The sequence below is a fragment of the Bacillus sp. FDAARGOS_1420 genome, assembly GCF_019344915.1.
In the GTDB taxonomy this organism is placed as follows: Bacteria; Bacillota; Bacilli; order Bacillales; family Bacillaceae_G; genus Bacillus_A; species Bacillus_A mycoides.
In genome coordinates, this window is record NZ_JAHWJB010000003.1 from 479,255 (window position 1) to 493,512 (window position 14,258).

11 protein-coding genes are annotated in these 14,258 nt (G+C 36.3%); 3 read left to right on the plus strand and 8 right to left on the minus strand.

Translation table 11 applies throughout. The annotated features are described in order from the left end of the window. Positions 1-395: 395 nt before the first annotated feature. Entirely contained in the window at positions 396-560 is a 165-nt protein-coding gene (locus tag I6L50_RS31165; RefSeq protein WP_219304021.1) for an aspartyl-phosphate phosphatase Spo0E family protein, read from the minus strand. 577 nt (positions 561-1,137) lie between these two features. Between I6L50_RS31165 and I6L50_RS31170 the strand changes: the two genes are divergently transcribed. Both I6L50_RS31170 and I6L50_RS31175 read left to right on the plus strand, forming a co-directional pair. Beyond that, positions 1,138-1,620, plus strand: a complete 483-nt coding sequence (locus I6L50_RS31170) for a thioredoxin family protein (protein ID WP_219304022.1) — start codon at positions 1,138-1,140, stop codon at positions 1,618-1,620. A 39-nt stretch (positions 1,621-1,659) separates the two neighbouring features. Further along, positions 1,660-2,805 carry a DUF418 domain-containing protein gene (locus I6L50_RS31175; protein ID WP_219304023.1) on the plus strand — a complete coding sequence of 382 codons (1,146 nt, stop codon included), beginning with the start codon at positions 1,660-1,662 and terminating at the stop codon, positions 2,803-2,805. A gap of 45 nt (positions 2,806-2,850) precedes the next feature. Here the strand turns inward: I6L50_RS31175 and I6L50_RS31180 are convergent, their stop codons facing one another. Then, a complete protein-coding gene (locus tag I6L50_RS31180; protein ID WP_219304024.1) occupies positions 2,851-3,534 on the minus strand; it encodes a CPBP family intramembrane glutamic endopeptidase in 684 nt (227 codons plus the stop codon). Between the two features lie 149 nt (positions 3,535-3,683). Between I6L50_RS31180 and I6L50_RS31185 the strand changes: the two genes are divergently transcribed. Continuing rightward, the gene (locus tag I6L50_RS31185; protein WP_219304025.1) at positions 3,684-4,076 is read left to right on the plus strand and encodes a thiol-disulfide oxidoreductase DCC family protein; all 393 of its coding nucleotides are present in this window, start codon (positions 3,684-3,686) and stop codon (positions 4,074-4,076) included. 968 nt (positions 4,077-5,044) lie between these two features. Here I6L50_RS31185 and I6L50_RS31190 read toward each other — a convergent pair. The 6 genes from I6L50_RS31190 to I6L50_RS31215 form a co-directional block, all read right to left on the minus strand. Then, on the minus strand, positions 5,045-5,764 hold the full coding sequence (locus I6L50_RS31190) for a hypothetical protein (RefSeq protein ID WP_219304026.1): 720 nt from the start codon (positions 5,762-5,764) through the stop codon (positions 5,045-5,047). Positions 5,765-6,218: 454 nt separating this feature from the next. Next, positions 6,219-6,518: a DUF2325 domain-containing protein gene (locus tag I6L50_RS31195; RefSeq protein ID WP_002169762.1), complete on the minus strand. Its 300-nt coding sequence runs from the start codon at positions 6,516-6,518 to the stop codon at positions 6,219-6,221. Beyond that, the gene (locus tag I6L50_RS31200) at positions 6,515-6,898 is read right to left on the minus strand and encodes a hypothetical protein (protein WP_219304027.1); all 384 of its coding nucleotides are present in this window, start codon (positions 6,896-6,898) and stop codon (positions 6,515-6,517) included. Before I6L50_RS31200 ends, I6L50_RS31195 begins: the two co-directional genes overlap by 4 nt. Before the next feature lie 166 nt (positions 6,899-7,064). Next, a complete protein-coding gene (locus I6L50_RS31205; protein WP_113937426.1) occupies positions 7,065-7,640 on the minus strand; it encodes a hypothetical protein in 576 nt (191 codons plus the stop codon). A gap of 16 nt (positions 7,641-7,656) precedes the next feature. Next, entirely contained in the window at positions 7,657-9,867 is a 2,211-nt protein-coding gene (locus tag I6L50_RS31210; RefSeq protein ID WP_219304028.1) for a lysozyme family protein, read from the minus strand. After that, on the minus strand, positions 9,864-14,255 hold the full coding sequence (locus I6L50_RS31215) for a type IV secretion system protein (RefSeq protein WP_219304029.1): 4,392 nt from the start codon (positions 14,253-14,255) through the stop codon (positions 9,864-9,866). Before I6L50_RS31215 ends, I6L50_RS31210 begins: the two co-directional genes overlap by 4 nt. Between the last annotated feature and the right edge of the window lie 3 nt (positions 14,256-14,258).

Consider the following 14,258-nt stretch of genomic DNA (forward strand, 5'->3'; position numbering starts at 1 on the left):
CATTCTTTTGCAATGTCAATTCCATAATAACATATTTATCCATTTCAATACGTCTAAAAAGTACTGAAAACGGTCGTTTAAGGAACTTTATTTATATCTATCAAAACTGACTGAAATATGTTTATAGACTAGTTCCAAAACTCATTACCAAAAACAAAGCATCATACTAAATAACAAATACCGTTTATGGAACCTTCTTAGCGTACGAAATTCGCGTTATGTTGGCGGGACCCCCACATGCCCATCAACTTAAAAATATTAACTGCCCTCAAGAGTAAAAAAGGCCATCCTTTCCTATGATTCTACAGAAAGGATAGCGTATTTTTTTATTTTAGGGGGAATTTCTTTTTATTAGCTTTAAGCGATGTGGTGCTTTCCCTATGTAAACTGTAACTTCATTCACCTTTATTAAAATTATTATATATACATTCATTAATTAACATATCGATGTCTTGACTTAAATACAAAACTTGCTTATGGGTAAACCCATACTTCTCTACAAGTTTAATTAGTTCTTGTTTCTTTGATTCAATTAGTTTTTGTAAATCTCTCATCTCCATATCTTTAAAAGCTCCTTTAATACTATTTAGCAGTTAAATTATAGTATAAATATAAAAATAAGGGAACTGGTAATTTTGGTAATTGAGATTTAAGGTAGAATTATATATAATAATCTATATATACGAAATTACATTTGATATCTTCTATATTGATGTTATACTAAGATTAATCGGGAAGCATCTAATTAATCTTGATTAATCTTGATTAATCACTACATTTTCTTAAATAGCATGTCAACGTATAAAAAGACACTACTTAAAGTGTCTTTTTATACGTTTTGACCCCTAATACTAGGGTAGAACTAATACATAGTTATAAACTGTATAGAATCCCCTTGTGTATGTTGTTTGTTTTTCTATTATTATTCTGGTACGTGAAATTATAATGATTTTGTATATTCTTTGTGTTACTTGTAAAAATTAATATAGCATTCTATATGGATTATATGGTAATATATAAGTAGAAAAATTGTTATCCATTGTTTATACTCTATTGTACGTAGCGTGAAGGACAAACCTTACGCCCAGTTAACTCGGGCGAGGTTTGTCCTTTTTTTATTTTAAGGAGGAATTTACTATGAAAAAAATGTATAAAATCGGAGCAATTGTCACCACATTATGCGTTGCTTGTATCGCGATCTTTACATTAACTAAGAATGAATCAGTCAAAACAGAAACTGTAACACCAGAAAAAGCAATTGTATCTGCTGCAGATGCAGAAAGAGCACCCAAAAATATAAAAGATATTTCAAAAGAAGAATTGAAGAAAAAAATAGAATCCCATGAAGAGTTTATTGCATATTACTATCAACCAACCTGTCATTATTGTAAAAAGGCTGCACCAGATATCGATAGTATGTCAAAAAAGCATGATAGAACCATCTATCGTATTGATATCTCTACGCCCGAAAATCAAAGTGCCTTCCAAGAGTTCGACATTCCTGGTACTCCAGTTGTTGTAGCTTATAACAGAGGCGAAGAAATTGAACGCCTAGAAGGGGCAGTGTCAGCTGCTACATATGATGGATTCTTTGCGAGACGTAATTCGAGTGCTAGTTAATATAGTGCTCGTTTTTCTTTGTAAGAAAGGAGAATTTACATGCAGCAAAACGCCCGTATTTATTCTTTAGACATAATAAGGGGTATGGCCATACTATGTATCCTATTTGCTAATCTACCTACTATGACAGGACTAGATCCCTTTAATCAAGCAGGTTACTCCGGTATAGATAAAGTAGTTCGTTTTCTAGTAGATTTACTACTATCATCAAAGTTTTATACCATTTTTGCATTCTTATTCGGCGTGGGATTTTATATCTTTATGAGAAATACAGAAAAAAAGGGGTATCCCATATATAAACTATTTAGTCGTAGGTTATGTATTCTATTACTATTTGGTGTAATTCACTTTATCTTTCTGTGGTATGGAGATATTTTACATGCATATGCTATAGCTGGTTTTGTTCTATTGTTCTTTTATAAGCGGTCTACTAAGCTTATTTTTATAACAGGTTGTAGTTTTTTACTTGCTAGTTATACTCTACATGTTATTTTATTTTTACAGGCAAGTCCTTCTATTCCTGAAGAGATACCAAAATACTATCAATATATGTTTACAGGCAACACTACTAATCAAACAGTGAATCTATTTTCGAATTATTTACATCAAGTAAAAGCTCGTTTGTTCTTTCTTATGACACAGGAATTTCAGCAACTTCTAATAGGAATCCCGGAATATATTGGGTTATTTTTAATAGGTTTATGGGCTGGAAAGAAGAATATTTTTAGAAGTATATCGGATCTCAGAGGGAAAATTCAAGTTTTACAGTGGGTTTCGCTATTCCTATCATGTCTGCTCTCTCTCCCTATCATCTATTATTTTATTGAAATAGATGTCTATTACTCTAGCCATATCCAGCTATGGATTCTTTTTGGAGGAAAAACGCTATCTATATTCTATATTTGTTCTCTACTTTTAATTTGTGAGAAAAAAAGATATATAAAGTGGCTATACCCCCTTATGAACGTAGGTAAATATGCTTTAACAAATTACATAGCCCAAAGCATACTAACACTTATCATTCTTTCAGGATGTTTTCAGGATATCTCACACTTATTTTACTGGCAGCTATGTATCTTTGGACTTCTTATTTGTATCGTACAATGTATATGCAGTACACTATGGAGTAAGTATTTCCGATATGGACCTATCGAATGGCTATGGAGAAAATGGACTTATAAATAAAAAGACGTGCTGTTTTGTCCAGCATGTCTTTTTATTTACTCATATTTAGATTATTTGTAACATCAGTACAATGAAGTTCATCGCTGCATGAACAATATAAGAAACTAATAATTGATTTGAACGTTTATATACGAAGGCTAATACAACCCCAATACAAAAATACCCAAAGATAAATGGAAAATCAAAATGCATAATTGCAAAGAACAAGGCACTGATTACGATACTCCCTGTTTCTTTAAACTTCTTTATTAAAATATTCATGGTTGCATATCGAAATACCAGTTCCTCTACTAATGGGGCAAGAATTACAATGGATACAATCGCAATTGGTGATATCACTGCAGCTGCGACTGTACTAGATGTATTTTCTGATTGCGTAGATAACTGGAATAAACTCTTATCTAAAAAGCTACCAATCATCTGTGCAAGAAAAACGAATACGATTCCAGCAAGAATCCACCGCCATGTGGCTTTCGATAATTTAATTGATAGCCTAGGTTCTTTAATCCCTTCTTTCTTATATACAAAAAATATGATTCCTAATGTAAGCAGAAACCCTATTAACTCCCAATGTACAAGGATCTCTTGAATCGCTTGTTGCTGATTCCCCTGAATATCATACCAACCTGTCTTAGCCAGTAATTGTACTCCTATAATTCCGACAAATTGAGTCATAACAAAATAAATAAGAATGACATAACCTGATTTGTATATATTACTATTATTCATATTCTTGGATTCACCCTTTACCTTTTTCTCTAAAATAGCATTTTTATTAAAAACTCTTCGTAATTCAATAATTCACAATGAGTGTATTTATATTCTCTTTTCAGTTAAAATAAAAAGCATTCAAATAAACATTTTAGAAAGGATTATAAATGACACGAATTATACTTTTTGATGGAGACTGCAACTTATGTAATCAAAGTGTTCAATTTATTATTAAAAGAGATCCTAAAGGATATTTTAAATTTGCATCACGCCAAAGTAACATAGGTATTCAGTTATTAAATCAATACAACATTAGCGAAACAATAGATAGCGTGGTATTAATTGATAATAATAAGGCTTATACAGAATCAGATGCCATACTGAATATTTGTAGGCACTTAAAAGGAAGTTGCAAATTATTTTTCATCCTTTTAATAATCCCAAAACCTATTCGGAACCTTTATTACAGAAAAATTGCAGAAAATAGATACAACTGGTTTGGCAAACAAAAACAATGTCTTATCCCTACTCCGGATATCAAAAAAAGATTTTTAGAGTAGTTTAAAATACAAATTTCCCCATGAATCTCTCTTTGAGAGATTCTAATTTTTATTCAGCAAAATAACGATTTTGTTTAAAAACTGCACATATATTAAAAGCATACATACACTAATTATAGTCACCTTTATATATAAATCTGGGGCATAGGGCGCCTTAAAAAGCGCTCTTTTTATTTAAATTACGATTTCATTAAAATCTTTCACCTTTTATCTAGACAAACATATGTTATTGTATGGGATTATCCACCCTTAATCTCTCTTATTTAAGAGCATGCTTATATGTGTGCTCTTTTGTATTTACTATGAAATAACGTGTTTTTAAAAATTATCACCTTTGTTTGGTGATATTTATATATATAATGCATATACTTTTACTAACCAGTTACCTCTTTAATATATACTTAGTGCCATTCCTTTTTATCAAGACAGCAAACCCCTCCGTTTGTTGTCTTTTCATTCAAATAACGATTTTATTAAAAACTTGTCACTTTTTAACTGGACAAGCATATGTTATTGTATGGAGGCTCTCCGCTCATAGAAATCTACCTTTCTTGTCAAAGAGCATACTTATATGTGTGCTCTTTTTCGCTTGTTATGAAATAAAGATTTTGTTTTAAACTTGCACATACACTCAATACATACATAAGATATATTGCTGTCACGTTATTACATCTCAACATGATATGAGTCTTGGTCAAAGAGCGCTTTCCCGAGTGCTCTTTTTCCGTTTAAATAAGGATTTTATATAAAACTGCACATATATCAAAAATATACATACACTAATCACGGTAAGCTTTTCGATATGAATCTTGGCCAAAGAGCACTTTCCCTGGTGCTCTTTTTTGTTTGAATAAGGATTAAGCATATTTAGTTAAATGTCTCATATACTTTTATAGGTTTTGTTATTGGCGTTATGGAGTGCTCTGGTCAAGCACTCCTATTTTCCGTTTACAAAATAACTATTTTGTTTAAATTTCATGCAATTCGCCTAGATAGGCTGTAACATATCGAATGTGCGCTTCCTTGTTTCTTCTCCCGTTCCAAGTTTCCATTCCTGTAATTCGTATACTCGGAAATCTTTCTTCTAAAAGTTCTACCAATAATTTCTTGTTTGTATTATTGTCAGCAAGATGTGCTTCCCTATCTTCCTCTGTGAAAATAAATCCTTTATCGCGAAGTTGTTGTATTTTATCCGCATCTTCTTCCTTATCCGATACAGGTGTACTACTCAACAACATTGAAAGTCTACCTAATTGAAAACCAAACTTTATATCTAATCCACCCCATTTACTAAAACTCATTTCCGAAATGTAGTTGAACCCTAGTTCGTCCCACCATTCATCAATCTTCCGAGTTAACTCCGCCAATTGCTCTTTTAATCCATCGATCGGTTTCATATCAGCCATTTGTCGTTCCAAGTCGTGAATACGCATATTGGCATTACGAATTTCCGCATAACGTTTTTCTTTTTCTTTCGCTAAATTTGATTCATAGTCCGTTACTTTTGCCACATCTGAAATATGACTTTCTGATAAAGAAATGAGAATGCCTTTCATTTCTTCGGTTAATGTATCTTGTGATAACCATTCATGCATTTGTTTTGCTGCAAAGAACAAATCCTTTAACCCTTTTAAAGCAACTGCCTTTTGATCTGCATTTAAAACAACTAATTTTTCTTGGTTTTCCATTTTCCATTCCCCTTTTCGAATAATCTTTTTCACATTCCACATACTACCTATAAGCCGACTTCCCACGGCGGCACTCTTTCAAACAGGTGCTCACTCCTTCGGATTGTTTTAGAGCATGGCAGGTAACCTAGTCAATTACCTGCCATTTCCGATTAAAATAACGCTTTTATATGAAAATCGTACACAGTTTTGACACATCAGCCACCGCAATTACTTGAAAATTCGTGATAATATTAATTTGTTGAATTCGCCAAATTTCGACATTATACAACAATATCTCTCCTAAAAAGTCCCTGTCCCCGCAGGGATTTTCTCTTTTATTTATTACTTTTGGTTATACTGAATCCCCATCCTGAATGAAATTCAAATTATATATTATTAAAACCTACCAAAATATAATCTATATATAAAAATTTTATGATTTATAAACCGAAATATTCTTTTCCTACTAATCTCACGCTGCCTGCAGGTGTTTTAAACCTATTTCTAACGCACCCGTTCCACCAAACCCTTGATTAAATAGAAGCGGGACATCATACTTCTTTGCGTATTCCTTTGCTACATCAATAGAGACATGTCCACATGCACCTTTCTGCACTACAATGACATCACATTTTTTAATGACACTACGAAAAGTCTTCTTTACGCCACCATGATTCTTTCCGTCATGAAAAATCACCTGACAATCTCTTTTTTTCGCTAGTTTTTCTAACGTCCTACCATTTGATCCACCTAATACTAGAATTGTATTCATTCCCACTCACTCTCCTTATTTTTCTTTTTTGTGTATGTACTTGGTGTTGTTAACAATACAAGCGTACAAACTACAATATTCATGATTATTAAACCTACTATGAATACAATTGCGAAAATAGGTAACAACAGCATAAAAATAAAAGCACTTACGACCAAGCATACAAAGATGAACCCATTACTCATGTCTTCATAACCGTCTAACCCTTGCACTATATTTAAGCTATGCATCCAAACCGTGATACTGTCCCAATGTTCTACTAATAGATATCCTCCCCCCAAAAACAAAGCCCATCCGAATAATGCCCCTAAAAATCCTGATCCCCTTCCAGAAGAATATCCCGCAAAAAAGTTTGCTGCTGTTCCAAATAACATTCTCATTTTTTCTTTCCTCCATATCTATTTCAAATCAGTTATATATATAGATTTCATTTAGCTATGGTTTTATTATATCGGAAAATTATGAATATTCAATAAATATTTTTAGGGTACTCTTTATTTTTTTAGAAAGGGTTGTGTTTTTTCTTCCACAACCCTCATGTTCCACTTAATCCACTGGTACTTCTTCTTGCCCGTGCGGAATTTGTTCAATTGGTGTTACAATTTGTGCATATTGATTGACTTGCACTTTAAATTGACGTGGTTCAAGGAAATTCACTTGTTGAATTTGAACTTCAATGTGGTACGTATCTACTTTTTTTCCGCGTTCTATTTTTGTAATACGAGCATTATAGAATTTATCTCCATGCAGGAAATATCGTTGTACAGCTTCTGTAGCAAGCATGCGCTCATTACTTGTCATTTTCATTGGCTCAATACCAAATCCAGCTTTTGTAAACAAATATGGTACATCATAACTACTGGAAGATATTTTTCGTAGTAAGTCTTCTACTGTTCTTGTTTTCGCGATATATTCCTCTTCTTTTGTATCAAATTCCTTTGGCTTATCTCCAAGCATCTCTATTTCATCTTGATTTACTTGTTCTTCCTCTTGTACTTGTGATTTCATCATGTAACGATGAATGGTATTATAGGTAGCTACACCTAGCACTAAAACTATGACCCCCAATACCACCAAGTACTTACGAGGCATATTGGACAAAATATTGATTACTTTCTTCATCTTCTCTCATCCTTTATCAGTCTATAACATTACGAATTTGAGTCATATGTTGTCCTCTTGCCGTATAGTTTAGACCTGTAATTTGTACACCCTTATCATCACCAATATGAATCATTTTCTGGTTCCCCATATAAATTGCAACATGTCCTGGGTTTTCAAAGAATATAAGATCCCCTGGTTGGGCGTGATTAATATCTGGTACTTGTTTTCCTTGTCCGACTTGAGCACCTGTCCACTCTCCAAGTTGTACACCTATACTTGTTCTAAAAACATACTGCGTAAATCCTGAGCAATCTGAAGTACCACCTGGTGGATTACGATCTCCTAATACATATCTCACTTTTCCTTGTCCAAGCCATTTTTTCGCTTCTGCTAGTACCTTTTGTCTTTTGTCATTCGTCATAACAGGAGAACTGCCTGATGATAATCCCGGATCATCATTTTTCTTAAAGAATTTCATTGGATCTGTTGGTTGGCCGTTAATACGAATCTGGAAGTCTAAATGGACAGCGTATCCATTCATATTAAGTAAACCAGTATCTTTATTATAGTTAGAACCGCCCATCTCCCCAATGATTTGTCCTTTTGTTACCATGGTTCCTGGTGCAACTGATATTTTACTCAAATGTAAGTAACGAGATACAATACCATTTCCATGGTCTACATAGACACCTAGACCGCCACCGTTTACATTTCCTGTTTGGTTTGTTACAATACCTGCTTCCATTGACCATACAGGATCTCCAGCTTTTCCAGCAGTCATAGCTCCAATATCAACAGCATTATGTTGTTTTCCACCACGAAAAGCATCAAACGTATCTGTAATACGACCTGATTTCGTTGGCCATTTCCAACCTTTATCAGAAATCCATTCGCCTGATGCATCCGCCACACAACCCAAATCTTTGTAATATTTCAAAACTTTGGAAACATATGTAAAATCCCCGTAGCACGCTCCGACTTTGGTTCGGAAGTTATTATGGTCAGAACAACCACCCGGATTTAAATGTGCCTTACTTCTTGAGAATTCAATGGCTGTTTCCTCTGAATAACCGCCTTTTGCTAATGCATAGCTAATAAAACCACTCCCAAAATTATATGACTGTAAGGCGAGAGCGACGTCACCATTCGCTTGTCCTAGCACATCTTTAAATTCCTGTACTCCTGCTTCAATAGAAATATTCGGATCTGTAATACACCCCATTCGAGCATTTCCTTTTACACCTATACAAGATGGACTCAAGTCTCCATAATGTCCCTCTGATGCTTGCATCGGGTCATTTCCTGCTCCAGCTGATTCCTGCATCATTTGAGCTGCCAGAATACCAACATATTGAGCAACACCATGTTTTTCTGCCATCTCTTTAATTTTGGGAAGATAACCTGTTACTTTTTCATTGATATTAACAGGCTCTCCACCAGGACTAACAGAACCTACGCACATGCCCCCGATAAATCCACCAGTTGGGGCTAGATGTCCATACATTCCCTCTAACATCCCTGCAGCTACTATCTCACGCGCGCGATCTTTTTGACTCTCACTAAATTTTGCAAGTTCCATCGCTTTCTCTAGCCCATGAGAAGAGGTTGTCACCTTTTTACTACCACTAGCATTAATCTCATCTATTTTTTTCTTAAAATCTGTATCTCCTAAAATCTTTTTTACATCTGGTCCGGAGTAACTCTCAGATTTTGTTTTTTGCATCTCCTTTTTCTTTTTTTCACAAGGACCGTTTGGACCTGCCTCGCATACCTCTTTTTCCGTATATTCTTCATATTGGATATCCAAAAAATATGAAATGGCATCATGTGGATCTTTACCGGTGAGGTCATTATCATAACGCGCCATGTCAAAAGCGACAACCTCTTTCCAATCCACATTTAAAGCCATCGCTACTTCCATATACTTTTTCACTTGTTCTTCTGTTTTACTTTCATCTTTTGTAAACGGTACAAGAGATGCTAAAATGACACACACCACAATAATCAGCGACATAATGATAGCTGCAGGTAATCCAACCGCGGCTAATATTGACCCTACAATTTTAAGCGTTGCCTTTTTTAGCAGTTTGGCAGCAGCTTTCGCTGCCGCCTTTCCTGCTTTTCCTGCCAATTTTGCCATTTTCCCGCCAGCTTGCATCCCTTTTTTCTTGATAAAGTGAGACGCTACATCTTTTAAGGGATTGCTTTTTTTCTGTTCATTTGGATCGTTTGGGTTCTGACTCATAGACTTGTCACACCATACTTTCCATGCTCATCATTTCGTCTTTTTCGTTGTGCTAAACGCGGGTTTGGTGCAAATAGAATCAGATTTTGCGGGTCATGTTCTGATAAATTCAGTTGTGTCTCTGCACGTACTACTTCGTCCTGTGTATGTGTAACCAAAATTTCTTCTTTTGGTTTAATACTGCTATCTTTTACTTCACAATTTCTTTCAATTCTTTGGTTTGTTTGTAAACGTGTATCTCCTTTTCCAAATGGTGAGATACGTGAAACTGTACCTTCTGTTGTGGTAGCCACCATATAACTACGGTCTCTTTCTACGACCATTTGTACATTCTTATATCCACCTTGATCTAAGTCAGACATATAGAAGTGGCCATTGTCTACCTTATGACTCACAGTAAGTGGTGGTTCACTTATCACTGGTTTTTGTTGTATTGGTCTTGGATTTTGATTTCCTACCAATTGATTTGGATTCGTATTAATCGAGCGATTTATACTAATTTTCCCACCACTTGAATCTTGTATATATGCTGGAGAAGCTTTCATACCATTTCGGTACTGTGTCAACTGCCCGTCTGCAATATTTAAATCTTGATATACCATTTGTCCAGAACGAATACTACTATCTCCACTACCATAACGAGATACAACCTGTGTCATTCCACTGGAATCTTTTGCTTCAATCCATGACTTATTATTCGTTGTAACTAGACGTACAGCGCCTTTGGCAACAGATTGCGTTCCTGTATGGTCTATTGTCGTTGGTACCATTCTCTGAATCTCCTGAATCTCTTTTGCTTCAGTTTGAACTGCTTTATTGTACGGGTTATATTTACTTACCGTACGTGCAGCTGCTTGGTAAGCACCTGCGCCACCAATCACACCAGCAGCATAGCTTAATCCTTTTGTGACATTGTAATGGCGTTCTGCCGCGTTACCTCCTAATGAAGTATGAACAGCGGCTGCACTTCCACTTATCGCTTTTTGTACTGCATTCCCTCCTGCCTGCTGAACAGTATCTGACGCATTAAAGTATGCTTTTGAAACATTCTCTAGTGCATTTGTAGGCATAAAATGTTTGACACCTTCCATCACACTCATGCCAATCTTCGTACTTTGCTGTGTCATACGTCCCACAGCTGAAGTGGGGATAGACATTTTGCCAGCACTTTGTGCAATACTTGCTACACCTGCAGACGCATCTGCATACGAACGTTGAATTTCAGAAACGGAAAGATTTCCTGCACGCGCCATACTCGCTTGCGTTTGTGTAGCTGCATACACAGCTTTATTGATTGCACCACCTGCAGCAACACCGTGTGATCTAACTCCTTGAATAGAACTTGTAATCCCAGAGCTTACTTGTTGGCTCACTGTTCCAAGGGTTGCATGACTCTGTAAACCTTTCGTTAATTGCGAAGCAAAAGCATCCTTATTGATATACGACTGGGCATGTAGACTCTTACCACTCGTATCTTTTGCTTGTACTGGCATCGCTCCAGTTTGTACTGCTGCTTGCTGGGCTACTGCTTTAAATTCACTTCCTTTTTGGTTTAGATGTGTCTGCCAAGCTTGCTCTTTTTGCGGTTGAGCCATGGTTGGAGACAAGTTTTTCATAAAGTTTGCCCTGTTCTCTCCTGCATACCCTTGTTTAAAGGATTCCGTAGAAGCTTGTACCAGGTTCCCAACATTACTTACTTGTTTTGCATTCTGGCTTCCATATCCACTTGTCAAACCATGTGTTTTCACGCCATTGACTGCCTTTTGAATGCCCGCAGTGCTGGATACACCCATTGCATTTAAGTTTGGATTATTTTGTAACTGTTGTGATAAATGAGAAGCGAATGCTTCCTTATTCGCAAATTTTGTTCCATCTTTTTGCTGAACAATACCTGCTTGCTCTACAGCTTTTTGGGCATAATTTTCGAACCCTTGTACTTTGTGGCCTAAATGCTTGTTCCATGCAGCTTCTTTTTCTTGTTGTGGTAAATTCGCAGGCAATTGCTTGATAAATCCAGCCTTATGATCTGCACTATATGCTTTCTTAAACGCAGCGGTTGAAGCACCTACAAGAGCACCAACTTGTCCCATCTTTTGATGGCCACTTTCTAACGTTTCTCCTTTTACCCCTTCAACTGCTTTTCCGACTTTTCCTAATGCAAGTTGAGAAGCAAAAGCATCTTTATTAACATAGGACTTATCAAACAAGTTATTTCCTTGCTTATTTGGATTGCTTTGTAATTGTTGTGATAACTGAGAAGCAAAAGCTTCCTTATTGGCATAGCTAGTCCCATCTTTTTGTTGTACAATCCCTGCTTGTTCGGCAGCTTTCTGTGCATGATTTTTAAATCCTTGGACTTCCTGACTCAAATGCTTGTTCCATGCCGCCTCTTTTTCTTGTTGTGGTACACCTGCAGAAAATTGCTTCATAAATCCAGCCTTATGATCTGCAGCATACCCCTTTTTAAATGCAGCAGTGGACGCCCCAACAAGAGAGTCTACTTGTCCCATGTTTTGATGACCACCCTCTAGTGTTTCTCCCTTTACCCCTTCAACTGCTTTTCCAAGTGCAAGTTGAGAAGCAGATGTATCAACAGGCATAGCCCCCGCTTTTATTGCCGCTTGTTCTGCATGATTTCTAAACCCTTGTACTTTTGAATTAAGATGGCCGTTCCATTTTTTCTCTTTTTCTTCCGCCGACATATTTTCTGGCAGTTGACTCATAAACGCGTCTTTATGATCTGCCTCATATCCCTTTTGGAATGCGTTAGTCGCAGCATTGACTAAATCTCTAGCATTTCCATATGGTGTAGCGTTTTTCTTCATATTTTGCAAATCTTGTTTACGCTGATTTTTGAAATGAGACATTTGATCGCTATTTGTCTTTGCTACTTTTTTAGCAATCTCTGCATCAGAAGCACCAGGGAATGCTTGTTTTAATCGACTAGCAACTGCAGAATCCGAATTATCCGCTTTCCAAGATTCAAAATCTTTTGTAGCTAAATCCTGTGCGATATCTTCATCCGTTAGTTCTGGATAAGATTCACTATTTAACCCATTATAAGTATCTGTACCCTTCTTCACACTTGAACCAATATGTTTTCCTAAGGCTACAGCTCCTTCGCCTACTGTAGCAGCAGTTCTACCAGCCACTGCACCAGTAATTCCACCCGCTTTACTACCAACCATTGTCCCTATTGCCATTCCTTCTGGTCCAAGCCCAGCTCCTGCGGCCATACCTGCAAGTCCACCAGCCGCTTTACCAATTGAACTTCCAATTTGCCCTGCTTTTAACATACGAGCTGCACGAGATGTTGTACCAATATCTGTTCCTAAATTCGCTCCCAATGCATTTTTGGGATTGTCAGCATCTTCTTTTGTCTCTTCTTTATTCCCTTTATCATTAGGTTTCGCTTTCGAATTACGGTAGTCATCACGAACACCTTTAACCAGCCCAGCCACACTTGCTAAGGCCCCCATACCCATCATCGTACCCGCTTTATGAATACCACCTGATGCATTGGTACTAAGACCAATAAAACTTTTCACAATCTCACCTATTGGGATAAACATAGCAAGTAACATTAATTTGAGTAACGGACTATTTGCTGCTCCAATTAAAGAAATAATGAGCCATAAAGTAATTGCATGAATCGCTTGTATGAACACTGCCCCCATAAATTCACGTATCCAATATAATGTCTGTTGTTTCTTTTGTGGGAACAGCCACATACCTACCATTAAAGGACCCATTAACATTAAGACATATAGTGACACCGCACGCATTAAATAGTAAAAGTTTGCCCAGATGATGAGACCAGCCTCTATAAACAAACCAAATATAATAAACATATAGTCGTTTTCATGACCTTTCAGACTCAGCTCAGTAATTGTAAGTCCAGCCCCACCAAATCCAGGCTGTAGAAATTTAGTACCCTTATCCGGGTCAAAATTCCCACCACTTACTCCATTGATAGCATCTCGGAACTCTACTATTACCCACGAATTGATATCAAATATAAGAGTATAGAAGTAATCCAAATGCCAAAGACAAATCGAGATAATCATTAAATCTTTCGCATACTCTATTAATGCCGTTCGATTATTCGGATTAATAGCTGTCGCTGAATATTTTGCTGCTGTAATCACTACACTGATGAGGACACAAAAAGCAACAAGCTTAAACATGACAGGCATACCTGTGTCTAATACTTTGGTTAGGGAATCTCCCGAAAATAAGAAATCTAAATTTGTCCCTTTTCCTTCTGTCCCATTCCCCCCAAACACTAAGACTGGAAGAGGATCTAAAGTCGCATAAACCGGACCAAGAAAAGCCTTCACTAAAACAATAATTAGACCTCCGACCCACTCTACTATTTTCTCAAGCATAAT

Coding starts and splice junctions, on each gene's coding strand:
- I6L50_RS31165 (WP_219304021.1), bottom strand. CDS start 560: ATGGAGATGAGAGATTTACAAAAACTAATTGAATCAAAGAAACAAGAA.
- I6L50_RS31170 (WP_219304022.1), top strand. CDS start 1,138: ATGAAAAAAATGTATAAAATCGGAGCAATTGTCACCACATTATGCGTT.
- I6L50_RS31175 (WP_219304023.1), top strand. CDS start 1,660: ATGCAGCAAAACGCCCGTATTTATTCTTTAGACATAATAAGGGGTATG.
- I6L50_RS31180 (WP_219304024.1), bottom strand. CDS start 3,534: ATGAATAATAGTAATATATACAAATCAGGTTATGTCATTCTTATTTAT.
- I6L50_RS31185 (WP_219304025.1), top strand. CDS start 3,684: ATGACACGAATTATACTTTTTGATGGAGACTGCAACTTATGTAATCAA.
- I6L50_RS31190 (WP_219304026.1), bottom strand. CDS start 5,764: ATGGAAAACCAAGAAAAATTAGTTGTTTTAAATGCAGATCAAAAGGCA.
- I6L50_RS31195 (WP_002169762.1), bottom strand. CDS start 6,518: ATGAATACAATTCTAGTATTAGGTGGATCAAATGGTAGGACGTTAGAA.
- I6L50_RS31200 (WP_219304027.1), bottom strand. CDS start 6,898: ATGAGAATGTTATTTGGAACAGCAGCAAACTTTTTTGCGGGATATTCT.
- I6L50_RS31205 (WP_113937426.1), bottom strand. CDS start 7,640: ATGAAGAAAGTAATCAATATTTTGTCCAATATGCCTCGTAAGTACTTG.
- I6L50_RS31210 (WP_219304028.1), bottom strand. CDS start 9,867: ATGAGTCAGAACCCAAACGATCCAAATGAACAGAAAAAAAGCAATCCC.
- I6L50_RS31215 (WP_219304029.1), bottom strand. CDS start 14,255: ATGCTTGAGAAAATAGTAGAGTGGGTCGGAGGTCTAATTATTGTTTTA.